Below are 23,048 nucleotides of genomic sequence, written 5' to 3' on the forward strand. Positions count from 1 at the left end.
CCTCCTCGCTTCCGGCGCTCCCGCGCCGGGTCCTCGTCTAGTCTGTCCTAGTCCGGCCGGCCGAGGAGGAACCAGCGTGTGCACCGTGATCATCGACTTCGAGCCGGGGCGCGCGTGGCCGATCGCCGTGCTCGGGCTGCGAGACGAGCAGCCGGGGCGCGCCTGGGACCCCCCAGGCGCGTGGTGGCCCGGACTCGGTGACAGCGTCCGCGGCATCCACGACCGCGAAGCGGGCGGCGCGTGGCTGGCGACGAACGACGATGCCCCGGGCGGCCCACGGGCGGCGGTGGTCCTCAACCGACGCGAGGACCTCGACATGCCCGCCGCCGGGTGGACCTCGCGAGGCGTCCTGCCGCTGGAAGCCGTCACGACCGGCGTCGATGCGGACGACGCCCGCAGCGCCCGATCCTGGAACCTCGTGGAGCTGCGTCCTGATCGCGTCGCCGTGACGAGCTGGGACGGCACCTCGCTCCGGTCGATCGACGTCGCACCCGGTCTCCACCTCGTGACGCACGAGGGCCCCGACCACCTCGACGTCCCACGGGTCCACCGGTGGCGGCCGGCCTTCCTCGACGTCCCGTCGCCCATCGGTCCGCTGGACGGTGCGACGGCCGCGTCCTGGGAGCCGTGGCTGCGCACGTTGCGCTCCACGACGACCGTCCCCGCCGATGCCGACGAGGCGATCGTCCGCATCGACGACCATGACTGCCTGCGCCTCGCCTCGCTCTCGGTGACGGCACTCTCGCTCGGCCCCGACGGCGCGGTGCTCCGGAACGCCCGACTCGCCGAGCCCGGCCATCTGCCGGAAGAGCTCGTCTGGGAGTGACCCGGACGGCGACGGTCGTCACCCTCCGGGAGCCACGGGACCCGGATCGGACTGCCACCCGTGTGGAGGGCGCCCTGGCGCGCTCGATACTGTTGCAGCATGGCCCTGAACCCCGTGCGACTGCGACTGCTCGAGGCGTTCGACCGCCTCGGTACGATCCGCGCCGTCGGCCGTGAGCTCGACCTCAGCCCCTCGACCGTCTCGCAGCAGCTCTCCGTGCTCGAGGCCGAGACCGGCGCCGCGCTCCTGGAACGACGCGGCCGGACGCTCACCCTGACGCCGACCGGTGCGCTGCTCGTCGAACGCGCTCGGGCCCTGCTCGCGCAGATGGACGCCATCGAGGTCGAACTGGCCGAGGTCGAGTCCGAGCCGTCCGGTCGGTTCCGCATCGCCGGGTTCGCGAGCGTCATCGCCCCAATCCTCATCCCCGCCGCGCGCTCCCTGGCGCGGCAGTACCCACGCCTCGAGGTCGAACTCATCGAGGTCGAACCGCACGAGAGCACCACCGCCGTCCAGCGGGGCACCTGCGACGTCGTGATCACCGTCGATCAGGAGGACGGGTTCCTCCTCGACCCCTCCGTGCACAGCGTGCCGCTGACCACCGACCCGCTCCTGCTCATCGCGCCGCTCGACCACCGACTGGCCGCGCAGGAGCAGGTCACCTTCAGTGAGCTGCAGACGGAGTCGTGGGCCCTCGACGCACCGGGCACCTACCTCGGCGAACTCGTCCCGCTGATCTGTCGTCGCGCGGGGTTCGAGCCGAGGGTGGCCGGACGGTTCACGAGCTACGAGGTCGTCATCGACCACGTGGCGGCCGGGCTGTCGATCGCCGTCCTCCCGGACATCGCGATCGGCTCGCGGACGGACGTCGTGCGGAAGCCCATCGCCGGGATGAGCGAGCGGAAGATCGTCGCGACGGCGCGGAAGGGCTCACTGCAGCGTTCGGCCGTCGCGGCAGCGCTCGCAGCGGTGCAGCGGGCCACGGACGAAGCCGTCGCCCGCTGAGCCACCGCGGAACCGGCCAAGCCTCCTGCGGGGAGGATCAGCCGTGGTAGCCGGACTTGGACATCGCGACGAGCGCCCCGACCAGGCCGATGCCGCCGAAGACGGTGATGAAGGCGATCACGCCGATGAGGATGTCGTTGACGGTCATGCACCCATCGTACTGAACTCGACGGGCCCCACGACTAGGGTTGGTCCGTCCCCCGACAACCACCCGGAGCAGCACCATGATCACCTCATCGAGCGAGTCCCAGGCTGCCGCCTTCCGCGACGGCAGGATCCCTGCGACGGAACACCTCGACGCCGACACGGTCGTCATCGCCGTCCCGACCGGCGACCCCGGCAATCCCTTCACCCTCTGCTCGGTCCTCTTCGGCACCGACGGTCGCGCGATCGTCGTCGACCCCGGAACCGACACCCCCGAGGGCCGCGAGCACCTGTTGCGGGAGCTCCGCGGCATCGGCGTGACGACGCTCACGGGTGTCGTCGTGACCCACCTGCACCCCGATCACCTGGGCCTCGCCGGCGCCCTCCGCGACGAACTCGCCGCACCCGTCCTCATGCACCGTCTCGAAGACGAGGCTGCCGGCTCGACGCCGCCCGGCCCGGCCGACCTCGCTGTGGCGTTGGACGAGTGGGGCGTCCCGGCGGACGACACGACCGTGCGCCCCTGGGCCACTGGTGCGACGGCACCCGCCGGGCACCTCGGCGACACCCGCGCGGACCGGACGCTCGAGGACGGCGAGCTGCTGACGCTCCCCGGTCGCTCGATCAGGGTCCTGCACACACCCGGCCACACGACGGGCCACCTCACCCTGCGCGATGAGGACCGCGGCTACCTGTTCACGGGCGACCACGTGCTGCCGACGATCTTCTCCGGCCTCGGGCTCGGGGCGCGCACCTCCGAGAACCCGGTGACGGCCTATCTGTCCTCGCTCGACCGCGTCCGCGGCTACGACGGCGATCAGGTGATCCCCGGACACGGCTTCCGGTTCACGGGACTCGCGGACCGCTGCGACGAGCTGGCCGCGCACCATCTGCGGCGAGCCGACGAGGTGCGCGCCGTCCTCGCGGACGACCCCGACGCGAGCGTGTGGACCATCGCCTCCGGCATCGGCTGGTCGGCCGGATGGGACGCGCTGACCGGTCTCCTCCGCGTCTCGGCCCTCACGCAGACCGACTGGCACCGGGCGCGCCTCCAGCAGCTCGCAGGCTGACCGTCCGCGCTACCGGCTGAGGCCGGCCCACCCGGATCGACGACGCGCCAGCGCCCGTTCGAAGGCGTAGAGCCCACCGCCGGCCGCCACCCCGGCGGCGAGCACCGCGAACACGACGACCCCGATCGTCGAGGCGAGTCCGATGGGTGCGGCGATGAGGCCGCCGACGATCAGGACGAGGAAGGCCGCACCGCCACCGGCGATCCAAGCCCGGTGGACCGGGCCGCGCTCGCCCCAGTGGTCGAGGATGCCGAGCGCCAGCAGCGCACCGACCGCCCCGACGGCGGCAAGCATCCCTCCGACGAGTCCACCGACGAGGACGGCGATCCCGCCGAGATCGGCCGGATGCACCGAGACGGTCCCGACCGTCCCGAAGAGCTCTGCACCGGCCGCAAGGGCCGCTCCGGCGACCGCTCCGACGCTGACGGCGAGGCCGAACAGCGGGACCACACGGAGGAGGGACCAACCCGGGTCCGCTGCTTCATCGAACACGTCCATGGCCTGGACCACCTCCTGCGCGCCTCGTCGTCGACGGCGCTTGGCGCTCAGCGTGGCACGAGGGTGCGTGGTGCTCCAGGGCGTTGCGCGCGAAGGAGGAGCGGGTGTAAGACTGCGGCGTCCGCTACCAGCCGCGCGTGCCCGGGGCGCCCTTGAACGGCCCGACGATCCCCGGCGTGATCCATCCGCCGTAGAAGTCGCCCTCCTGCGCCTGCACCGGCACCCCGTCGACCTCGCAGGCGTCCATGCGTCCCGGATAGACGGCGATCATGCCGAACAGCGGCGCGTATCCCGGGCGTGGATCGGGGTAGGTCCACGCGGCGGCACCGGCGACCGCGTCGCCCACCCGTACGTCGAGGTAGTGGGCCTCGCCCTTGAACTCGCACATGGTCGTCCCGTCGACCGGCACCAGGACCCCCGGCGAGAAGTCCGCCGCCGGGACGTAGTACACCGGCGGGTGACTCGTCTCCAGGACCCGGACCGCGGCCGTGGACTCCGCGATGACCGTGCCGCCGAACCGGATCACGACGCGCTCGTCGCGCGGCTCGACCCGCGGCGGACGCGGGTACTCCCAGACGGACTCCTCACCGGGTCCGGGCTGGACGGGCAGGGGGCGGCGGAATCGCGAGGAGTCGGGCATCTCCCCACTCTGCCCGGTCCACCTGAGCGACGACCGCGAATCAGGCGCGTCGGTCCACGGGCCGGAGCGCCAGCCAGAGCAACCAGGTGCCGGCCGCGGCGTACCCGATCAGCAGCAGCACGACGGCCGTCGACCCGAGGTCGTACATGACGGGGACCACCGGGGAGCCACCGACGCCGGCGTCCGTCGACTTCCCGTTCGCGGTCAGGAGGGCCAGGACGAGCAGCACCGCGGCACTCGCGAGGATCGGTCCGCCGGTGGCCCAGACCTTCTGCTTGGTCGTCCAGGCGCGCGACCGCCACAGCATGACCATGCCGGCCACCCAGCCGACGAACGGCACGACGAGCCCTCCGAGCATCACGAACAGGGCTGCCGTGATCGCGAACCCGCGGCGTTCGAGGACCTGCTCCGCGAACGGCCGGCCGTCCTCGGGTGGGCGGGCACCCTCCTCGTCATCGTGTCCGATCATGCGCTCCTCCTCGTCGACGTCGCGCGGACGTGCATCCGTTCGCCCTGCTTGCCGAACAGGCTGAGGAACTCCACCGCTCCGGCCTCTGCCCGGCCGAACCAGTGCGGGACGCGCGTGTCGAACTCGGCGACCTCCCCCGCCGTGAGCACGATGTCCTGGTCGCCGAGGAGGAGCCGCAACCGACCGTTGAGGACGTAGAGCCACTCGTATCCCTCGTGGACCTTCTGTGTCTCGGGCGTCTGCGGACCGTCGCCGCCGTGGATGATGCTCTTGAACGCGTGGAGGCCGCCCGATCGACGCGTCAGCGGCACGATCGTCTGGCCGTACCGCTGGACGGGCTTCAGGTGGACGCGGGGATCACCCGTCTGCGGAGCACCGACGAGGTCGTCCAGGGGCACCTGGTGCGCCTTGGCGAGTGGCAGGAGCAGCTCGAGGTTCGGTCGGCGCTGGCCGGACTCGAGCCGGGAGAGGGTGGAGACCGAGATGCCCGTCTCGGCCGACAGCGCGGCGAGGGTGGTGCCACGATGCTGCCGGATGGCTCGCAGCCTCGGCCCGACAGCATCCAGCACGCCGTCGATGGACCGTTGCTCGTCGTGTGCATGCGCCATGGGTCGATTCTCGCTCCCACGTTGCCGCTTCGGCAAGTCTTCTTGCCACTTCGGCACCGGTCGGCGCACCCTGGACACCTCCCAGCACGTCGACCGAACGGAACGATCCATGAGCACCCCCGTCACCCCAGCAACCAGCACCGACCTCGTCGACGCCGTCATCGTCGGCGGTGGCGCCGCAGGGCTCAGCGCAGCCATCATGCTCGGACGATCACGACGATCCGTGATCGTCGTCGACGGCGGCGAACCGCGGAACGCACCCGCCGACGGCGTGCACGGCTTCCTGACCCGCGAGGGCACCCCGCCTCGTGAGCTCCTGCGCCTCGGCCGAGCGGAGGTGGTGTCGTACGGCGTCCGCATCGTCGACGGCCAGGTCGTCGATGCCGGGCGCGACGACGACGGGTTCATCCTGACGACGGCGGACGGCGCGATCGTCCGGGGCCGCCGCCTCCTCATCGCCACCGGCACCGCCGACGAGCTCCCGCCCATTCCCGGCCTCTGGGAGCGGTTCGGCCGCGACGCCCTCCACTGCCCCTACTGCCACGGGTGGGAGGTCCAGGACCGCGTGATCGGTGTCCTCGGCACGAACGCGGAGGCCGCAGCCCACCAGGCGCAGCTGTTCCGGCAGCTGAGCGACCGGGTCGTCGTGCTCCGCAACACCGCGGGCGCCTTCACGCCGGAGCAGGAGGCGGCGTTCGCGGCACGGGGCATCGAGGTGGTCGACGGCGTCGTGGAGCGGCTCGAGATCGCCGACGACCGGCTCGTCGGCGTACGCCTGGACGACGGCCGCACCGTCCCCGTCGAGGCGCTGGCCGTGGCCCCGGTCAACCGGGTGCGCGCCGAGGCGTTCACCGGTCTCGGGCTCCACACGCGACCGCACCCGCGCGGGGCCGAGTTCGGCGACGCGATCGGCGTCGACGAGCTGGGCGCCACCTCGGTGCCGGGTGTCTGGGCGGCCGGAGACGTCACCAACCTGCGCACCCAGGTCCTGCAGGCGGCGGCCGCCGGATCGATGGCCGGCGCGATCATGAACGCCGACCTCGTCCAGGAGGACGTGCGCCGAGCCCTCGCGAAGCGGTAGAACCACCACTGTCGCCCAGCACGCGGACATGGGACGATGACGGCACGGGGGCAGCGGCTCCCGTGCCGTCTCCGTTCCGACGAGGAGAGACATGCCGGGTGCACCCACCACGATCGACGACTACCTCGCCACGCAACCCACCGACGCCGCGGACGCCATCGAGGAGATCCGACTCCGCGTCCACCGCATTGTGCCTGGAGTCACCGAGGCCATCCGGTACGGCATGCCGACCTTCATGCTCGACGACCGCTACCTGCTGTACCTCGGCGCCTGGAAACACCACATCGCCCTGTACTCGATCCCGCCGTTCGACGGCCCCTTGCAGAACGCCGTCGCCGACTACCGGGCGGCGAAGGACACGCTGCAGTTCCCGTTCAGCCGGCCGATCCCCTTCGAGCTCATCGACCGGATCGTCACGGAGCTGTTGGAGCGGCGCCGGGCGGCGGACGCACGCCACGAGCACTGAGCGAGCGCGACGCGTCGCCGCCCTTCGACAGGCTCAGGGACCGGGGAAGGGTGCTCAGGGACCGGGGAGGGGTGCTCTGGGAAGTCACGGGAGGACCGCGCCGGCACCCTGGGCCAGCCAGAGCCCGACGGTGGCGAGGGCCACCGTCAGCGGGGCGACCACGAAGCCGAGCGCGATGAACCGGCCCCAACCGAACTCGACGTCCGCCGCGGTGAGCCGCGCGTGCCAGAGCAGCGTCGCGAGCGCCGCCCACGGGGTGATGAGCGCGCCCGCGTTCACGCCGATGAGCAGGGCGGCGAAGCGCACGGGGTCGCCGGCCACCGGCTCGAGGGCGAGGTACGCCGGGAGGTTGTCGACGAGGTTGGCACTCGCCATGCCGACCCCCGCCAGCTGCAGGAGCGCCAGGAGCGAGTCGCCGGTCCCCGCGATGGACGCGAGCGCCCGCGCGAGTCCGAGGGCGTGAGCCGCCTCCACCACGAGGAACAGTCCTGAGGCGAGCAGGACGAGCTGCCACGGGACGAGCGCCGGACGCAGCGCCGCCGGACGCCGGATGAGGAACACGACGACGAGGATCACCGCCGCACCGACCGCAGACATCCACACCGGGATACCGGACACCAGCAGCGGCAGGAGCACGAGCACCACGAGACCGGACGTCCACAGCAACACCCGGTCGTCGTCCTGCGCCTCCACATCCACCGTGTAGGCACCGGCGAGCTGGCGGCGGTACACGATCGCGAGGACCACGCACGGGACCACGACCGCGATGATCGCCGGGACGACCATGAGCGCTGCGAATCCGCCGGGGCCGAGCGGGCCGCCACCCGACGCCGTGGCGGCCTCGTCGATCGCGTGCTCCGCGAGGAGGTTGGTGAGGTTCGACACCGGCAACAACAGCGACGCCGTGCACGCCAGCCAGACGGTGGTCAGGGCGAACGGCACCGGCGACAGCCCGGCGTGCCGGGCGAGGGTGATGACGACCGGCGTCAGGAGGACGGCCGTGGTGTCGAGCGAGAGGAAGACGGTGCTGAGCGTTGCCAGCGCGACGACGAGCAGCCAGAGCAACCAGGTGCTCCCCCGACCCCAGCGCACGAGCCGCGAGGCGACGAGGGTGAACAGGCCGGCGTCCGCAGCGAGTTCGGCGACGACGGTGATCGCGACGACGAACAGGAGGATCGGCCAGACGCGGTCGGCGATGCCGAGTGCCTCCGGGGCGGGGAGGACACCGGTGAGGATCGCGATCGTCCCGATGACGAGCAGCACGACGCCGAGCACGGCACTGCGCACGAGGCCTCCTTCACCACCGGTCCGTCGGTGCGCTGTCGCCCGCTCGGCAGTCGATCATACGACGGCCGTTGCGGCGATCGCCGTCGGGACGGCAGCAGATCGGCTGCGAGGTCGCCCCGAACTGGGGGCATCAGCAGCCTTGGAACCGCGGCGACGGGCTGAGAGCATCGAAAGACGTGCCGAAGCAGATGCGTGGTGCTCTGGCCGCCCACGCTTCCGGTGCGCCATCATCACCGGAACAAAGGGGAACACCGTGGGTCGACTGCGAACCGAGCGAGCCGACGATCCGCGGACGTCCCTGACGAGGCGCTGGGCCACCGCCCTCGCCGGATCGGTCGCGACGGCGGCGCTGCTCGTCGGGGCACTGGTCCCGGCCACCGCCGCAGTCGCCGACAGCGCACCGGTCGACCCGGCGAACCCGCTCACCCCGACCACCGTGACCGCCGACGCCCTGCCGACGCCCCAGATCGACGGCGTCGTCTGGGACCAGGTCGTCGCGGGCGGGACGGTGTTCGTCGGTGGCCAGTTCACCACCGCCCGCCCGGCCGGCGCCGCCGTCGGCGTCGGGACCGTCCCGCGCTCCAACTTCCTCGCCTACGACCTCGCGACCGGTGGGTTGCGCACCGACATCACGACGTCGTTCGACGGCCAGATCCGGGCCATGGCCGTCTCCCCGGACCAGTCCCGGCTCTACGTCGCGGGTTCCTTCACGAAGGTGGACGGCTCGACCCGCTACCGCGTCGCCGCGTTCTCCCTCCCGTCGATGACCCTCGTCTCGACCTTCGCGCCGACCGTCAATGCGACGGTCGAGTCCATCGCGGTGACGTCCGGCAGCGTCTACCTGGGCGGCATCTTCACCTCGGTCCAGAAGACCGAACGGCTCCGCGGAGCTGCGCTCAACGCCACGAACGCGGCACTGCAGCCGTGGAACCCGTCGGTGCTGGGTGGCTCGGTCAAGGCGATCGTCGTGTCGCCGGACGGGTCGAAGGTCGTCCTCGGCGGCGGATTCACCTCGATCGGCGGATCGACCGAACCCGGGCTCGGCATGGGTGCCGTCAGCGGCGACACCGGTGGGATCCTCCCGTGGGCCGCGAACTCCATCATTCGCAACGGTGGGACGAAGTCGTCCGTCTTCTCGCTCTCCTCCGATGCCGACAGCGTCTACGGCGTCGGCTACCAGCACAGCCAGGGTGGGAAGGCCACCGAGGGCACGTTCCGGATGCGCTGGTCGGACGGCGGCCTCGACTGGCTGGCGGACTGCCACGGCGACAGCTACTCCGTGCAGGTCGTCGGCGACGTCGTCTACACCGCGGGTCATGCGCACGCCTGCGACAACACCGGCGGATTCCCGAACTCGGACGGGTACCACCGCGCCGTCGCCTTCTCGAAGCAGAGCGTCGGCCGGGTCGCCCACAACACGCCGCCCGGTGGCTGGACCTACGGCAACTTCGAGGGCAACCCGGCCACGCAGCTGCTGCACTGGTTCCCGGACATGAACGCCGGCACCTTCACCGGACTGAACCAGGGTCCGTGGGACGTCACCGCCGGCGGCGACTACGTGCTCTACGCCGGCGAGTTCACCACGGTCAACGGCGCTCCTCAGCAGGGCCTCGCCCGGTTCGCCACCCGTGCGGCCTCGACGAACGCGCAGGGCCCGCAGCTCGGGGGTTCGAAGATGACCCCGCGCGTCACCGCCGTCGGTGGCGGCGCCGCGAAGGTCACCTGGCCCTCCAACGAGGACCGCGACAACGCCGTGCTCCGGTACGACGTCATCCGAGACAACGCGACCACCGCACCCGTGTTCACGGTCAACGCGGCCTCCTCGTTCTGGGACAAGCCGGATCTGACCTTCGTCGACCAGGGGTTGACCCCTGGGCGGAGCTACTCGTACCGGGTGAAGACGACCGATGCGACGGGCAACACCGCCTGGGGTGACAACGTGTCGTTCACGGCCACGGACGGCGCTCCCATCGCGTCCACCGACCTGGACCGCACCGTCCTCGCGGACAGCCCGTCCCACTACTGGTCCCTCAACGAGGCGTCCGGCACCACCGGCGGCGACTGGGCGGGCGGCGGCGACCTGCAGCTGACCGGCACGACCCTCGCGCGCGGCCAGGCCGGAGCGGAGTCCGACGGCAGCGGCACGTCCACGGCCTTCGGCGGGGACGCGCGGGGCGTGACGGCGACCACCGAACCGTTCACCAACCGCTTCACCCTCGAGGCGTGGGTCCAGACGACGACCACGTCGGGCGGGCCGATCATCGGTGCCTCCAACGGCACTGCGCTCGGCTCCGGCAACCGCGACCGACTGGTCTACCTCGGCAACGACGGACGTGTCCGCTTCGGCCTGTACCCGGGGACCGTGCGCACCGTCACGTCGACCAGCGCGGTCAACGACGGCGCGTGGCACCACGTGGTCGCCGTCCTCGGGAACACCGGCCAGCAGATCTACATCGACGGCGTCCTCGAGGCCGAGGACACCGGGACCGTCCGGGGCCAGGACTACAGCGGCTACTGGACCGTCGGCGGCACCTCGCTCTCCGGCTGGCCCGACCGACCATCGAGCGACCACTTGGACGGCAAGCTCGACGACGTCGCGGTATACCCGCGGGCGCTCACCGGCGCGCAGCTCGCCGCACACCATGCCGTCGGCACGGACGGCATCGCGCCCGAGCCGGAGAACCAGGCGCCCACCGCTGCCTTCACCGCGACGGGAGACCTCCTGACCGTCTCCGTCGACGGAACCGCCTCGACCGACGCCGACGGCACCGTCACCGCGTACGCCTGGGACTTCGGGGACGGCGCGACCGGTGCGGGAGCCACGGCGAGCCACACGTATACGGCGGCGGGCGACTACACCGTCTCCCTCACGGTGACCGACAACGACGGAGCGACCGCGACAGCGACCCGCTCCGTCACGGCCACCGCTCCGGTCGTGACGGAGCCGACGGCGACACTCTTCGCGTCGGACGCCTTCGACCGCTCGGCGACGAGCGCATGGGGCGACGCCCCGACCGGTGGCACCTGGACGGTCACGGGCGGGAAGACCGCGTTCGCCGTCTCCGGCTCGGCCGCCACGATCCAGGCTCCCGCCGGGGGCACGCGGACCGCACGCCTCAATGCCGTCTCGGAGGCCTCGGCGGACGTGCTGACCGATGTGGCCCCCTCGGTCATCGCGAACGGAGGTGGCGCCTACTACTCGGTCATCACCCGTCAGGTCGGTTCCGTCGCCTACTCGGCACGCCTCTGGTACCGCGCGGCGAACGACGTCCGTCTGCAGCTGCTGTCCGGATCGACCGTGCTCGTCTCGCAGAAGATCGACGGACTGACCGCAGCCGCGGCCGACGCCCTCCACCTGCGCGCGGTCGCCGGCGCCCCGGTCGACGGCGTGACCTCGCTCAGCGCCAAGGTGTGGGCAGGGTCGGCCGCGGAACCCGCTGACTGGCAGGTGACGGCTTCGGACACCAACGCCGCACTGCAGGCACCCGGCGGCGTCGGACTGTCCGGCTATGTGTCCGGGTCGGCGACCAACGGGCCGGTGACCTTCACGGTCGGCAGCTTCGACGCGATCGCCGCCGGCGGACGCGAGGCAGCCGCCACCGCGCCTGAACCGACCGATCCCGCCGACCCGACTCCGGTCGAACCGACGGAGCCGGTGACCCCGACGGAGCCGACGACACCGGTCGAACCCACGGAGCCGACCACGCCGATCGAACCGTCGGAGCCGACCACGCCGGCCGAGCCGACACCGCTCGTCTCCGACGACTTCGCCCGCACCGTCACGAGCGGCTGGGGTGACGCGACCGTCGGCGGCACCTGGACTCTCACGGGTGGGAAGACCGGCTTCGGCGTCTCGTCGGGCCGTGGCACGATCGCGGCGACCCCGGGCGCGACCCGGACGGCGATCCTCGCTGCCACCCCCGTCGCCGCCGCGCAGACCTCCGTGACCTTCTCACTCGACCAGGCGCCGACCGGCGGTGGACAGTTCGTGTCGCTCATCGCCCGGCAGATCGGCGCGGACCGCTACGTCACCCGCGCCTGGGTCCAGGCGACCGGGGTCGTCCAGCTCCAGGTCCAGCGCAACGGCAGCACCATCAGTGCGGTGAACCTGGCCGGGACGGCGGTCACTGCGGGGACCGAGATCCATCTCGTGACGAGGACGACCGGTACGACGAGCACGACGATCGAGGCCAAGGCCTGGACCGGCGACACCGAACCCACGGCCTTCCAGCTCGCCGTGGTCGACGACACGGCGGCGCTGCAGGGCTCCGGTGTCGTCGGGGTCGGCTTCTACCTCTCCGGTTCCGCCCAGGCCGCGACCAGTGTCTCGTTCCGCGACCTCCGCGTGCTGCCGGTCGGCTAGTCCGGCCTCTGGTCGCACCCGGAACCACGCCGCCGCCATCCCCGATCCGCGATCGGAGAGGTCAGGCCCGGACCCAGCGCCCGATGAGCTCGAGGAGGGCCGGCTCGGCGGCCTCCGCCGCTTCGATGCTCGAGAAGGTCACGACGCCGCGATCAGGCGCAGCCCACACTGCGAGTCCAGTCGGGTCGTCGAACCGGAAGTGCTCGACGTCGTCCCGCCGGAGCACACCCCGGTGCAGGATGACGCGGATCCGGTTCGCCGGGTGCAGGGCGAACGTGACGCGGTCCTCGCCGCCGTGGACGAAGCTGGGCGCCTTCCACTTGAGGTGCTCCGAGAAGCCCTCGTCCGAGGCCATGATCGCCTCGCGCAGACGGACCACCGCCGGCTTCAGCTGGTGCGTCAGGGAGGCGAGGTAGGCGTCCACATCGGCGGAGGTCATGGGATCAACCCGTCGGGCGACCGACGTAGGCGGCGACGTCGCCCGATCCCCAGATGCCGCCGACACGGGTGCCCGCGCGCTCGTTGGCGGCCTCGACGATCTGACCGTTCCCCAGGTAGATGGCGACGTGGTAGTAGTCGTAGCCGCTCGACCAGAAGATGAGGTCGCCGCGCTGCTTCTGGCTGTAGGGCACGAGGCGCCCCTGCGACTGCATCGTGTAGTACTGGTTGGTCGCCGAGTGCGTCCCGATGCCGCTGCCGTAGGCCGCGCGGGTGAGTCCCGAGCAATCCCAGACGTTCGGCCCGGAACCGCCGAGCTGGTACCCCTTGCCGACCTGGGCCAGTGCGAAGGCGATCGCCGACTCGACGCCGGCGGAGTTCGGTGGAGCCACGGGAGCACCGCCGCCACCACCGCTGGAGGCACCGCCACCGGAGGATGCACCGCCACCGCCACCGCTCGACCCGCCACCACCGGACGAGCCGCCGGACGCGGGAGGGGTGTTCGCCGCCGCTGCCGCGGCGGCCGCTGCGGCGGCCTCCGCCGCCTGACGGGCGGACTCACCGGCGGCGTAGCCGCGCTCGGTCTCCGCCGTGGTGTTCTTCAGTGAGGCGAGCTGGGCGTAGAGCTGGTCGGCCTGCTGCTCCTGTGCCGCCACCGCCGCCGATGCCGCCGCCGATGCGCTCTCCGCTTCGTCGTACTTCGTCTGCGCTTCGCCCTCGAGGCGTTCGCGTTCCGTCTTCGCGACCTCCGCCTGGTCGGTGAGACCGCTCGCCGCGTTGCGGTCGGTCACCGCCTCGGCGTAGCTCGCGGCGTTCCGCTCCCCCAGCTTGTCCATGACGGAGAGCCTCGACAGCAGGTCGTCGGACTTGCCGGCACCGAGCACCAGGTCGAGGGAGACGTCCCCGCCGCCACCGCGCGACAGCTGCGCGATGAGCGCGCCGGCACGTTGCTTCGAGACCTTGGCGGCGGCGGCGGCCGCCTCGGCCTGCCCACGGAGCGCCGACTCGCGCGCGGTCGCCTCGGTCACGGCGTCCTGCGCCTGCCGGTAGGCCTCAGCGGCGATCTGCGCCGTTCGGAAGGCCGCGTCAGACTGCTGCTGGAGCGAGGCGATGAGCGCGGTGATGTTGGTGATCTCGGCGGCCTTGGCGGTCTCGCTCGACTTGGCGGCCTCGACGTCCGCCCAGCTGGGGTAGTCGTCCGCGTGCGCCGGGAGCACGCCGAGGGTGAGTGACGCCGTGACGACGCCCACGGAGAGGGCCATCGCCAGCCAGGGTCGGCGGCGGCCGTGCTGCGCACCAGGCGTTCGTGCGGGGGTCATCACTTCTCCAGTCCGACGACACGATCACGGCGACCTCGGCGGGTCGCGGCCGTCATCCTGTCACAACAGTCACAATAGAAACTTTGATCACACTAGTCACTCCGGCCCCGGAGCACCAGCTCGGATCCCCCCGGACGGGTCACGGGCGTGCCGCGGGGTGGCCCGATGTGCACGGGCCCGCCTGAGGCTGTCGAAGGGCTGCCCGCGCCGGGCGCATCCGCCGCGCGACGATTCCTCGAGGGCACTTCGACAGGCTCAGTGACCGGGGTGCGGCCCAGGGACCGGGGTGCGGCTCAGGGACCGGGGTGCGGCCCAGGGACCGGGGTGCGACCCACGGACGGGTGCGTGCACCGCTCAGGCTGGTTCGACGTCCTCGGGCGACCAGCGCGCGGACTCTCCGGACCGGATGATCGCGAGCAACTGCGACCGCAACGCCGACTCGTCGGGCAGCTCCGGGAAGACGTCCGCCTCGAGCCGGTGCGCGGCCAACCACGCCTCGTCGCCCGCAGGCGTCCGACTCACCACATGACGACGACGGTCGTCGACGGCGGCGATGCGCTCGACGTGCCCGGCCCGCTCGAGCCGGTCGAGCGTGCGGGACATCGTCTGGTTCTGCACCCGGGCTCGACGGGCGAGCTCCTTCTGACTGGTGGGGCCGCTGTCGAGCAGATGCAGGACGATGAGGCCGGCGTGGGTGACACCGATGCCGTCGAGGGCCTGCTGCCAGGTGTGCTCGATCAGTCGTGAGGCCGTGGACAGGAGGCGTCCGGTGGGCCAATCGGCCATGGGATCGCGGGCGGCGTCGGCGATCACGCCATCGGTCGCGCGCGCTCCATCCATGGCACCAATGTAGTCGCTGAGGCCGCCACCGAGCCGCCACCGACGACCCGCCCGACGCCGCCGACCGGTGCTGTCCCCCGTCCGACACCGGGACCCGCGGCTCGCGGCGACTGCGGCCGCACGGACGGATGACGACGGAATCGCGCGTCGACGGGCGCTCTCACCCCCAGCATTGGGGGTGAGAGCCCCCCTGGAGTGGGGGATCCGTCGATGACCCCCGCTTCATACAGTGGAAGGACATCCAAGGGGGACGCTCATCTCGACCGGTAGCACCGGGCGGTCGTGGGCACACGAGCGACGTCGCGTTCTCCGCGGGCGGCCCGAACCGCCCTTGCGCATCGCGCACCCGAACCGCACCCGAACCCACAAGTGGATAGCAGCCCCATGACGACGTACCCGAACCGCCGTCGGTCCTTCCGACACACCAGCCCTCGCTCCCATGGCGCGGGAGTCCCCGAGCTCCACGCCGACCGTTCGGCCCGCGCATGAGCGCGGACGTGAACGACAACCCGTTCCCGATCACCGGCCCCATCACCCTCGTGCGTCGTCGGGCGGCGTCGCTCACCGGCGAATCCAGCGTCGCGGTCAAGTCCCTGACGCAGCGCGAGTGGTCGAAGCGGTACCGCCGCCAGCTCGTCCTGACGGACAGCCTCATCGCCCTCTTCGCCGTGTCGGCCGCCTTCGTCGTGCGATTCGGTGACGAGCCGGTCGGACCGGAGGCCCAGCAGCTCTACGTCCTGCTGTCGGGGGTCATCGTCTTCGTGTGGCTCGCCGTCCTCGCCGTCACCCGCACCCGGGACAGCCGCATCATCGGATCCGGAGTCATCGAGTACAAGCGCGTCCTGAACGCCAGCGCGTTCGCCTTCGGCATCCTCGCGATCGCCTTCCTCGTCCTGAAGATCGACATCGCCCGCGGCTACTTCATCCTCGCGCTCCCCGCCGGCACGCTGGCACTCCTCGCCTCCCGCTGGCTGTGGCGCCGGTGGCTCCTCGGACGCCGCCGCGTCGGCGAGTACACGGCACGGACGGTCGTCGTCGGCCGGCGTGACGACGTCGCGTACGTCCTCGAACAGGTCGCGAAGCAGCACAGCATGAGCTACACCGTCGTCGGTGCGGCCGTGGTCGACGAGGAGACGGCCGAGCCGTTCTCCAGTCGTGGGACCTCCGTCCCGGTCATCGCCCATGTGGACGGGGTCGCCCAGGCCGCCGCCAACCTGACGGCCGACGCGGTCATCATCGCCGGGCCGGTCGACGGCGGCAGCGAGTACATCCGCCGCCTCGGTTGGGACCTCGAGGGGACGGCAACCGAGCTCGTCCTCGCAGCCCGACTCACCGACGTGGCCGGCCCGCGCATCCACTTCCGCCCCGTCGAGGAGCTGCCGCTCATCCACGTGGAGATCCCGCAGTTCGAGGGTGGTCACCACCTCATGAAGCGCGCGCTCGACATCGGCCTCACGAGCCTCGGGATGCTGCTCATCTCGCCGCTGCTGGCCCTCATCGCGCTCGCGGTCAAGCTCGACAGCCCGGGACCCGTCCTCTTCCGCCAGGAGCGCGTGGGCCGGAACGGCGAGCGGTTCACGATGTTCAAGTTCCGCTCGATGGTCACCGACGCGGAAGCCGCACTCCCCGCCCTGATGGCGCAGAGCGAGGGCAATGGCGTGCTCTTCAAGATGAAGAACGACCCCCGGGTCACGCGCGTCGGACGCATCCTGCGCAAGTACTCCCTCGACGAGTTCCCCCAGCTGTGGAACATCCTGACCGGGGACATGAGCCTCGTCGGCCCACGGCCGCCGCTGGCCAACGAGGTCGCCGAGTACGAGAAGGACGTCCACCGCCGCCTGCACATCAAGCCGGGCCTGACCGGCATGTGGCAGGTCTCGGGGCGCTCCGACCTCACCTGGGACGAGAGCGTCCGCCTCGACCTCTACTACGTGGAGAACTGGTCCATCACGGGCGACCTGATGATCATGTGGCAGACCGTGAAGGTCGTGTTGAAACCGGTCGGCGCCTACTGATGCGAGGACTTCTGTCGGTGATGCCCCCAAAGCGAGGGGTGTCCTGCAAAAAGAGGACAAATCCCCTTCCAGAGGGGACAACACTTCGGTACAGTCGTCATCACCACCGCGAACCGGTGGGCTTCTCGACACCCGAATCCGTCGAGGACCCGCCCGGTCAATGAAGCCCCTCGCGCGCATGCACCCGAAGCTGCGACGAGACACGCGACGCTTACCCGAGCAGACCGCGCCTCCGTCCCGTCATCTCCCGACGACGGACGCTCCGCCTGCACGCTCGCGAGCGGAAGCATCGTCGACGTGCACCGGTACCCGACCGAGCACCAGACACCCGAACACCGACGCCTGAGGCGCCGGGCACCAGCACCATCGCACCCACCCGAACCCGGTGCGGCGGTCGAACGACCATGAGAGACCCGAACTCAGCCATGTCACCCACCCTGCCCTCCGCCGTCCGACCACCATCGGCGTCCACCCGATGAGCGCGCCGAGGCGCAAGACCGTCGCCCACGGTCGACGCCCCGACGGCACGCTCCGCATCGCGATGGTCGGGACGAGAGGCGTCCCGGCCGCCTACGGCGGCTTCGAGACCGCGGTCGAGGAGATCGGCAGCAGGCTCGCCGCCCGAGGACACGATGTCACGGTCTACTGTCGGCGCACCGCCGCAGAGCAGCCGGCGGAGCACCTCGGGATGCGCCTCGTGCACCTGCCCGCGGTCCGCAAGAAGGTCCTCGAGACCCTCAGCCACACCGCCCTGTCGGTCCTCCACATGGCAGTCACGCGCCGCAACGACGTCGCCTTCGTCTTCAACGCCGCGAACGCCCCCTTCGTCCCCGTCATCCGGGCCAAGCGCGTGCCGACGGCCGTCCACGTCGACGGTCTCGAGTGGAAGCGCGCGAAGTGGAGCGGCTCCGGCAAGCGGTACTACCGCTGGGCCGAGGAACGTTCCGTGCGCACCGCCGACGCCCTCATCGCCGACGCGGCCGGCATCGCCGACTACTACGAGCAGCAGTTCGGCGTGCCGACGGAACTGCTCACCTACGGGGCGAAGATCCTGGAGCAGCCGCGCACGGACCTGCTGGGCTCCGGTGCGGGCGTCGAGGCCGGTGCCTTCCACCTCGTGGTCGCCCGCTTCGAGCCGGAGAACCACGTCGACCTCATCGTCGAGGGCTTCATCCGCAGCGAGGCGCGACACCCGCTCGTCGTGGTCGGCTCCGCACCCTACGGCGCCGAGCACAGCGAACGCATCGCGGCCCTGGCCGCCAGCGACCCCCGGGTGCACCTGCTCGGCGGGGTCTGGGACCAGGAGCTCCTCGATCAGCTGTACGCGGGGGCACTGACCTACGTCCACGGCCACTCGGTCGGCGGCACGAACCCGTCGTTGCTCCGCGCCATGGGTGCCGGAACCGCCGTCATCGGTTTCGACTCGGTCTTCAACCACGAGGTCGTCGGGAGCACCGGTTCCTTCTTCGCCACGGCGGACGACGTCGCGCGGCTCATCGAGCAGGCCGAGCTGGACGAGGCGGGCACGGCGGCCCTCGGAGCAGCGCTCCAGGCACGCGCCGCCGAGGTGTACCGCTGGGACGCCATCGCCGACGGCTACGAGGCGCTCGCCCTGCGCCTGGCCGACGGCGCGACCATCCACGGCACCGGACGGTTCAACCGTCTGCCGATCGACTGGAACCCGAAACCCGTCGCCGGCATCCACCCGACACGCATCACCGAGAGCACCGGAGGATTGGCATGACCCGAATCACTGCCGACACCCGTTCGACCACCGAGTCCTACACCGAGATCGTCGCCCGCCTCGCCGGCGCCCAGAAGAAGCGCGCACCGGGGGCCCCTGCCTACTCCATCTACGTAAACCGCAAGGCCGGGCGGTATCTCGCCGCCGGGGCGTACAAGGTCGGACTGACCCCGAACGTCGTCACCGCGATCAGCGCGCTGTTCACCTTCGCCGGCATCGCGATGCTGGCGATCCTGCCGCCCGCCTGGTGGGTCGGTGTCGCCATCTGGCTCGCCCTCGCCATCGGGTACGCCTTCGACTCGGCCGACGGCCAGGTCGCCCGCCTGCGCGGCGGCGGCTCGGCGAGCGGCGAATGGCTGGACCACGTCGTCGACGCGACGAAGATCTCCACCCTGCACCTCGCGGTCCTCATCATGGTCTTCCGCCACTTCGACTTCACGAACCCGGCGCTGTACCTCATCCCGATGGGCTACACCGTGGTCGCCGCCGTCTCGTTCTTCGCGATGATCCTCAACGACCAGCTGAAGGCCGCCTACGGCCACAAGCCGGCCCTCGACGCCCGTCGGAGTTCGCCGATGCGCTCGCTGCTCGTCATCCCGACCGACTACGGCTTCCTCTGCATGATCTTCCTCCTCATCGGCTTCCCTCCCCTCTTCTTCGCCGCCTACACGCTAATGTTCATCGCGAACACCGGTCACCTGCTGCTCGCGTCCGTCAAGTGGTTCCGGGACATGGACCGTCTCGGTGCGGCTCGCGCCGCAGACGTCCGGAGCTGATCCGACGATGAACGGCCTTGGGGGGTCCGGCCGGTCGACTGCAGCGTCGCCCGGACGGAGGACACTACTGCTCGCGCATCCGAGCGCGGACCTGTACGGATCCGACCGCGTGTTCCTGGAGACGGTGGAGGCGTTCGTGCGCGACGGCTCCGACGTCGTCGTGACGATGCCGGCCGACGGGCCGCTGAGTGCGCTGCTCGTCGAGCGGGGCGCGCGGGTGCACATCGTGCCGACGCTGGTGCTGCGGAAGAGTCTGCTGACCCCCCGCGGGTTCGGCGCGCTCGTATCGCAGACCGTCCGCGGGCTGCGAGCAGGAGGACGACTCCTCCGATCGGTGCAGCCGGACCTCGTGTGGACCAACACCATCACGATCCCACTGTGGACGGCACTCGCCCGTCTGCACCGCCTGCCGTCCGTCGTGCACGTCCACGAGGCGGAGGGCTCGGCGAAGCCCGTCGTCATGCGCGCCCTCGCCTTCCCCCTGCTGTTCGCGGACCGGCTGATCGCGAACAGCCGCTACAGCGCCGAGACGCTCCAGCGCTCCTACCGTCGACTCGCCGGTCGGACGAGCGTCGTCCTGAACGGCGTACCCGGCCCCGACGCGGTGACGCAGCCCCGCGTGGACGTGCTCGACGAACTCCGCGTGCTCTTCGTCGGCCGTCTCTCACCGCGAAAGGGGCCGGACCTCGTGATCGAGGCCGTCGACGAGCTCACCCGCCGCGGTATCCGAGCGCGGGCCGACATCGTCGGCGCCGTCTACCCCGGTTACGAGTGGTTCGAGGACGAGCTGCTGGCCTCCATCGCGGAGCGTGGGCTCGAGGGCCGCGTCACGCTGCACGGATTCCAGCCGTCTCCGTGGGCCGCGCTCGCGACCAGCGACGTGCTCGTCGTGCCGTCCCGACTCGACGAGCCCTTCGGCAACACCGCGGTCGAGAGCATCCTCGCCGCCCGGCCGGTCGTGGTGAGCGACACCTCAGGGCTCCGCGAGGCGGCCGCGGGCTACCGTGCCGCGACCTTCGTGACCCCTGGGGACGCGACCGCCATCGCCGACGCCCTCGCCGAGATCCGATCGGACTGGGCCACCCGCTCCAGCGCGGCCATCGCGGATGAGCGAATCGCCGCCGACCGGCATTCCGTCCGTTCCTACCAGGACCGGATCATCGACTCCGTGGTCGGGCTCCCGATCCGGGCGCGGCGGAGCGGACGCGTCCATGTGTAGCGCCGACCGTCGTCCGGGCCGAGTCTCCGGTGGAGCCCGTCAGGCGGCGTCGCGTGAAGTCACGGCCGGCAGCGCGGCCGTGAGCGCGTCGACGACCGCTCCGACCTGCGCGATGGTGCGGTCGTGGGCGGCCGACCCCTGCAGGTGGCCGTCGGCGATGTCGAACGGGTCTGCAGGCGTCCTACTCCGCCCGAACCGGCGGAGGCCCGTGGGCTTCCGGCTCGCGGGTGCGAACCCGCGGCGCCCGTGGATGATCGTCGCGAAGCGGTCCAACACCCCGTCGGCGTCGACATCGGCCTCGTCTGCGAAGCCCGGCACGGTGGCCAGTGCAGCCGCCTCGCGCAGAGTGAACGTCCGAGACCGCGCCGCCGGAGCGAGCGCGGCGATGGCCGACCGCTCGGCCGTGGAGGCGGTCAGGATGAGTGACGCGCCCTCGACGATCTCCAGCGAGATCGGCCGCGAGCGGTGCGTACCGGCGAACGCCGCGAAGCCGTCGCCGCGCTCCACCCGCCTGACCCGTTCGCAGATCTCGGAGCCGACCCTGGCCGACACCCCGGCGCTCTCGACCACGACGCCGTCGAAGCCGGCCAGACCGCTCAACCGTCGATGCAACAGGAACTCCGCCAGCGGCGAGCGGCAGACGTTCGCCGCGCACACCAACAACAGTGTCTGGTCACGATGCTCGTCCAGATCCCTGCTCCCCTCGTCCTCCCCACATGATAGTGGGACCACCGGGACGGCCGTACCGGCCCTCCCGCAGCACAACCCCGGCCCGGTGCCGGCAGAAGGGCACTGACGTGACCGTTCACGACTACCTCGGCGCGATCCGCAAGCAGTGGGCCGTCATCCTCATCCTGGCGCTCCTCGGTGCAGCGGGTGGGTACGTCTACGCCCAGTCCATGCCGAGCATGTACCGCTCGACGAGCAGTGCCTATGCCTCGGCCGCCTACGGCGAGTCCACGAGCGAACTGGTGCAGGGGTCGACCTACGTGCAGAACCTCGTGCAGTCCTACGCGCTGATCGCGAAGTCGCCCTACGTGCTGCAGCCGGTCATCAACGACCTCGACCTCGACCTGAGCGTCGCCCAGCTCGCCCGCACGGTCACGGCCGACACCCCGCTCAACACGGTCGTCGTCGACATCTCCGTGGTGAACTCCGATCCCGAGCTCGCCAGGGCGATCGCCGACGGCATCGCCAAGTCGCTGTCGGACGCCGTCGCGAACATCTCCCCCAAGGACGCCGCGCAGGCGGCCTCGGTCCAGCTGACCATCATCTCGCCGGCCTCGGCGCCGGTGAACCCGGTCTCCCCGGACGTGCGGTTGATCACCGGCATCGGTGGCGTGATCGGCATCCTCCTCGGCCTCGCCTGGGCGGTCCTGCGCGAGTTGGTGGACACCCGGATCCGGAGCAACTCCGACATCGACCTCGTCACGGACCTGCCGCTCCTCGCCGAGATCGGCCGTACCTCGCGTGATCGTCGGATCGCCCAGGTCATCCGTTCGAGCCCGAACGGCATCACCGCCGAGGCGTTCCGATCGCTCTGCATGAGCCTGGCGTTCGCGGACGTCGACAAGCCCGTGGCCTCCATGGTGGTCACGTCGGCCCTCCCCGGTGAGGGCAAGAGCTCCGTGTCCGTCGGACTCGCCATGTCCCTCGCGGAGTCGAGCGGCAGCGTCATCCTCGTCGACGGTGACCTCAGGAACCCGTCCATCGCCGAGTACACGGGGCTCGACGGAACGGTCGGACTCACCAGCGTCCTGCTCGGCGACGCCTCCCTCGACGAGGCGGTGCAGCCCTGGGGCGTGCCAGGCCTCGACATCCTGGTCGCCGGAGCGGTCCCGCCGAACCCGAACCAGCTCCTCGCCTCGGACACGATGCGGAGCACGCTGGACCGGTTGAAGTCCCAGTACGACTTCGTGGTCATCGACACCTCCCCGGTCATCCCGGTCACCGACCCGCTGTGGCTCGTCCACGAGACCGACGGCGCGATCGTCGTGGTCCGCGAGCGTCGCACGAAGCGTCAGCAGCTCCAGAAGGCCCTGTCGACGCTCGACTCCGTCGGCGCGCGGGTGCTCGGCGTGGTGGCCAACGACGTCCGTCATCACGAGCGCACCACCTACTACACGGACGACGAGAACGCGCGGCCCCGGCAGAGCGCTCCCGTCCTGGGCGCGCGGCGTCGGCGACCGGTCGCGGCGACGACGACGGAGCCGACGCCCGAGACCGCGGGAGAGCGGTAA

The 23,048-nt window shown here is 71.3% G+C and carries 20 protein-coding genes; 11 read left to right on the top strand and 9 right to left on the bottom strand.

Annotation, left to right across the window (positions count from 1 at the left end; translation table 11 throughout):
* Positions 1-76 precede the first annotated feature (76 nt).
* From ACZZZB_RS05620 to ACZZZB_RS05630, 3 genes are all read left to right on the top strand, one after another.
* The gene (locus ACZZZB_RS05620; protein WP_463529163.1) at positions 77-826 is read left to right on the top strand and encodes an NRDE family protein; all 750 of its coding nucleotides are present in this window, start codon (positions 77-79) and stop codon (positions 824-826) included.
* A 99-nt stretch (positions 827-925) separates the two neighbouring features.
* Positions 926-1,831, top strand: a complete 906-nt coding sequence (locus ACZZZB_RS05625; protein ID WP_191940551.1) for a LysR family transcriptional regulator — start codon at positions 926-928, stop codon at positions 1,829-1,831.
* Positions 1,832-2,055: 224 nt separating this feature from the next.
* Entirely contained in the window at positions 2,056-3,045 is a 990-nt protein-coding gene (locus ACZZZB_RS05630; protein WP_463529164.1) for an MBL fold metallo-hydrolase, read from the top strand.
* Between the two features lie 9 nt (positions 3,046-3,054).
* Here the strand turns inward: ACZZZB_RS05630 and ACZZZB_RS05635 are convergent, their stop codons facing one another.
* The 4 genes from ACZZZB_RS05635 to ACZZZB_RS05650 all read right to left on the bottom strand — a co-directional run bounded on the left by ACZZZB_RS05635 (position 3,055) and on the right by ACZZZB_RS05650 (position 5,260).
* Positions 3,055-3,543: a hypothetical protein gene (locus ACZZZB_RS05635; RefSeq protein ID WP_079705138.1), complete on the bottom strand. Its 489-nt coding sequence runs from the start codon at positions 3,541-3,543 to the stop codon at positions 3,055-3,057.
* A gap of 124 nt (positions 3,544-3,667) precedes the next feature.
* A complete protein-coding gene (locus ACZZZB_RS05640) occupies positions 3,668-4,183 on the bottom strand; it encodes a DUF427 domain-containing protein (RefSeq protein WP_079705137.1) in 516 nt (171 codons plus the stop codon).
* Positions 4,184-4,223: 40 nt separating this feature from the next.
* Complete coding sequence (locus ACZZZB_RS05645; RefSeq protein ID WP_463529165.1) at positions 4,224-4,652, bottom strand: hypothetical protein; 429 nt, start codon at positions 4,650-4,652, stop codon at positions 4,224-4,226.
* On the bottom strand, positions 4,649-5,260 hold the full coding sequence (locus ACZZZB_RS05650) for a helix-turn-helix domain-containing protein (protein WP_191940547.1): 612 nt from the start codon (positions 5,258-5,260) through the stop codon (positions 4,649-4,651). The genes ACZZZB_RS05645 and ACZZZB_RS05650 overlap by 4 nt, the downstream gene beginning before the upstream one ends.
* Positions 5,261-5,369: 109 nt before the next feature.
* Between ACZZZB_RS05650 and ACZZZB_RS05655 the strand changes: the two genes are divergently transcribed.
* Both ACZZZB_RS05655 and ACZZZB_RS05660 read left to right on the top strand, forming a co-directional pair.
* Entirely contained in the window at positions 5,370-6,341 is a 972-nt protein-coding gene (locus tag ACZZZB_RS05655; protein WP_191940546.1) for an NAD(P)/FAD-dependent oxidoreductase, read from the top strand.
* Between the two features lie 91 nt (positions 6,342-6,432).
* Entirely contained in the window at positions 6,433-6,807 is a 375-nt protein-coding gene (locus ACZZZB_RS05660) for an iron chaperone (protein WP_137242265.1), read from the top strand.
* Positions 6,808-6,891: 84 nt separating this feature from the next.
* On the opposite strand, the gene ACZZZB_RS05665 is transcribed toward ACZZZB_RS05660, so the two are convergent.
* Positions 6,892-8,094 carry an SLC13 family permease gene (locus ACZZZB_RS05665; RefSeq protein WP_229939405.1) on the bottom strand — a complete coding sequence of 401 codons (1,203 nt, stop codon included), beginning with the start codon at positions 8,092-8,094 and terminating at the stop codon, positions 6,892-6,894.
* 253 nt (positions 8,095-8,347) lie between these two features.
* On the opposite strand from ACZZZB_RS05665, the gene ACZZZB_RS05670 reads away from it, so the two are divergent.
* The gene (locus tag ACZZZB_RS05670) at positions 8,348-12,457 is read left to right on the top strand and encodes a LamG-like jellyroll fold domain-containing protein (protein ID WP_463529166.1); all 4,110 of its coding nucleotides are present in this window, start codon (positions 8,348-8,350) and stop codon (positions 12,455-12,457) included.
* Between the two features lie 61 nt (positions 12,458-12,518).
* Here ACZZZB_RS05670 and ACZZZB_RS05675 read toward each other — a convergent pair whose 3' ends face one another.
* The 3 genes from ACZZZB_RS05675 to ACZZZB_RS05685 all read right to left on the bottom strand — a co-directional run bounded on the left by ACZZZB_RS05675 (position 12,519) and on the right by ACZZZB_RS05685 (position 15,054).
* Positions 12,519-12,896, bottom strand: coding sequence for a DUF1801 domain-containing protein (locus ACZZZB_RS05675; RefSeq protein ID WP_463529167.1), 378 nt, complete (start codon positions 12,894-12,896; stop codon positions 12,519-12,521).
* Positions 12,897-12,900: 4 nt separating this feature from the next.
* Complete coding sequence (locus tag ACZZZB_RS05680) at positions 12,901-14,214, bottom strand: C40 family peptidase (protein ID WP_133060005.1); 1,314 nt, start codon at positions 14,212-14,214, stop codon at positions 12,901-12,903.
* Between the two features lie 354 nt (positions 14,215-14,568).
* Positions 14,569-15,054, bottom strand: coding sequence for a MarR family winged helix-turn-helix transcriptional regulator (locus ACZZZB_RS05685; protein WP_207568238.1), 486 nt, complete (start codon positions 15,052-15,054; stop codon positions 14,569-14,571).
* A gap of 485 nt (positions 15,055-15,539) precedes the next feature.
* Between ACZZZB_RS05685 and ACZZZB_RS05690 the strand changes: the two genes are divergently transcribed.
* From ACZZZB_RS05690 to ACZZZB_RS05705, 4 genes are all read left to right on the top strand, one after another.
* The gene (locus ACZZZB_RS05690) at positions 15,540-17,069 is read left to right on the top strand and encodes a sugar transferase (RefSeq protein WP_229939403.1); all 1,530 of its coding nucleotides are present in this window, start codon (positions 15,540-15,542) and stop codon (positions 17,067-17,069) included.
* A gap of 475 nt (positions 17,070-17,544) precedes the next feature.
* On the top strand, positions 17,545-18,813 hold the full coding sequence (locus ACZZZB_RS05695; protein ID WP_086474721.1) for a glycosyltransferase: 1,269 nt from the start codon (positions 17,545-17,547) through the stop codon (positions 18,811-18,813).
* A complete protein-coding gene (locus ACZZZB_RS05700; protein ID WP_463529168.1) occupies positions 18,810-19,589 on the top strand; it encodes a CDP-alcohol phosphatidyltransferase family protein in 780 nt (259 codons plus the stop codon). The genes ACZZZB_RS05695 and ACZZZB_RS05700 overlap by 4 nt, the downstream gene beginning before the upstream one ends.
* Before the next feature lie 109 nt (positions 19,590-19,698).
* Positions 19,699-20,808 (top strand): glycosyltransferase, encoded by a 1,110-nt coding sequence (locus tag ACZZZB_RS05705; RefSeq protein WP_229939401.1) that lies wholly within the window; start codon positions 19,699-19,701, stop codon positions 20,806-20,808.
* A gap of 39 nt (positions 20,809-20,847) precedes the next feature.
* Here ACZZZB_RS05705 and ACZZZB_RS05710 read toward each other — a convergent pair whose 3' ends face one another.
* The gene (locus tag ACZZZB_RS05710; RefSeq protein ID WP_463529169.1) at positions 20,848-21,540 is read right to left on the bottom strand and encodes an arsenate reductase/protein-tyrosine-phosphatase family protein; all 693 of its coding nucleotides are present in this window, start codon (positions 21,538-21,540) and stop codon (positions 20,848-20,850) included.
* Positions 21,541-21,605: 65 nt separating this feature from the next.
* Between ACZZZB_RS05710 and ACZZZB_RS05715 the strand changes: the two genes are divergently transcribed.
* Positions 21,606-23,048, top strand: coding sequence for a tyrosine-protein kinase domain-containing protein (locus ACZZZB_RS05715; RefSeq protein WP_165767059.1), 1,443 nt, complete (start codon positions 21,606-21,608; stop codon positions 23,046-23,048).

The sequence above is a fragment of the Plantibacter sp. AC185 genome, assembly GCF_979258065.1.

What these genes read in the sequence shown, in the direction of transcription:
- ACZZZB_RS05625 (WP_191940551.1), top strand. Translation starts at nt 926, where the DNA reads ATGGCCCTGAACCCCGTGCGACTGCGACTGCTCGAGGCGTTCGACCGC.
- ACZZZB_RS05630 (WP_463529164.1), top strand. Translation starts at nt 2,056, where the DNA reads ATGATCACCTCATCGAGCGAGTCCCAGGCTGCCGCCTTCCGCGACGGC.
- ACZZZB_RS05635 (WP_079705138.1), bottom strand. Translation starts at nt 3,543, where the DNA reads ATGGACGTGTTCGATGAAGCAGCGGACCCGGGTTGGTCCCTCCTCCGT.
- ACZZZB_RS05640 (WP_079705137.1), bottom strand. Translation starts at nt 4,183, where the DNA reads ATGCCCGACTCCTCGCGATTCCGCCGCCCCCTGCCCGTCCAGCCCGGA.
- ACZZZB_RS05645 (WP_463529165.1), bottom strand. Translation starts at nt 4,652, where the DNA reads ATGATCGGACACGATGACGAGGAGGGTGCCCGCCCACCCGAGGACGGC.
- ACZZZB_RS05650 (WP_191940547.1), bottom strand. Translation starts at nt 5,260, where the DNA reads ATGGCGCATGCACACGACGAGCAACGGTCCATCGACGGCGTGCTGGAT.
- ACZZZB_RS05655 (WP_191940546.1), top strand. Translation starts at nt 5,370, where the DNA reads ATGAGCACCCCCGTCACCCCAGCAACCAGCACCGACCTCGTCGACGCC.
- ACZZZB_RS05660 (WP_137242265.1), top strand. Translation starts at nt 6,433, where the DNA reads ATGCCGGGTGCACCCACCACGATCGACGACTACCTCGCCACGCAACCC.
- ACZZZB_RS05675 (WP_463529167.1), bottom strand. Translation starts at nt 12,896, where the DNA reads ATGACCTCCGCCGATGTGGACGCCTACCTCGCCTCCCTGACGCACCAG.
- ACZZZB_RS05680 (WP_133060005.1), bottom strand. Translation starts at nt 14,214, where the DNA reads ATGACCCCCGCACGAACGCCTGGTGCGCAGCACGGCCGCCGCCGACCC.
- ACZZZB_RS05685 (WP_207568238.1), bottom strand. Translation starts at nt 15,054, where the DNA reads ATGGATGGAGCGCGCGCGACCGATGGCGTGATCGCCGACGCCGCCCGC.
- ACZZZB_RS05690 (WP_229939403.1), top strand. Translation starts at nt 15,540, where the DNA reads ATGAGCGCGGACGTGAACGACAACCCGTTCCCGATCACCGGCCCCATC.
- ACZZZB_RS05695 (WP_086474721.1), top strand. Translation starts at nt 17,545, where the DNA reads ATGAGCGCGCCGAGGCGCAAGACCGTCGCCCACGGTCGACGCCCCGAC.
- ACZZZB_RS05700 (WP_463529168.1), top strand. Translation starts at nt 18,810, where the DNA reads ATGACCCGAATCACTGCCGACACCCGTTCGACCACCGAGTCCTACACC.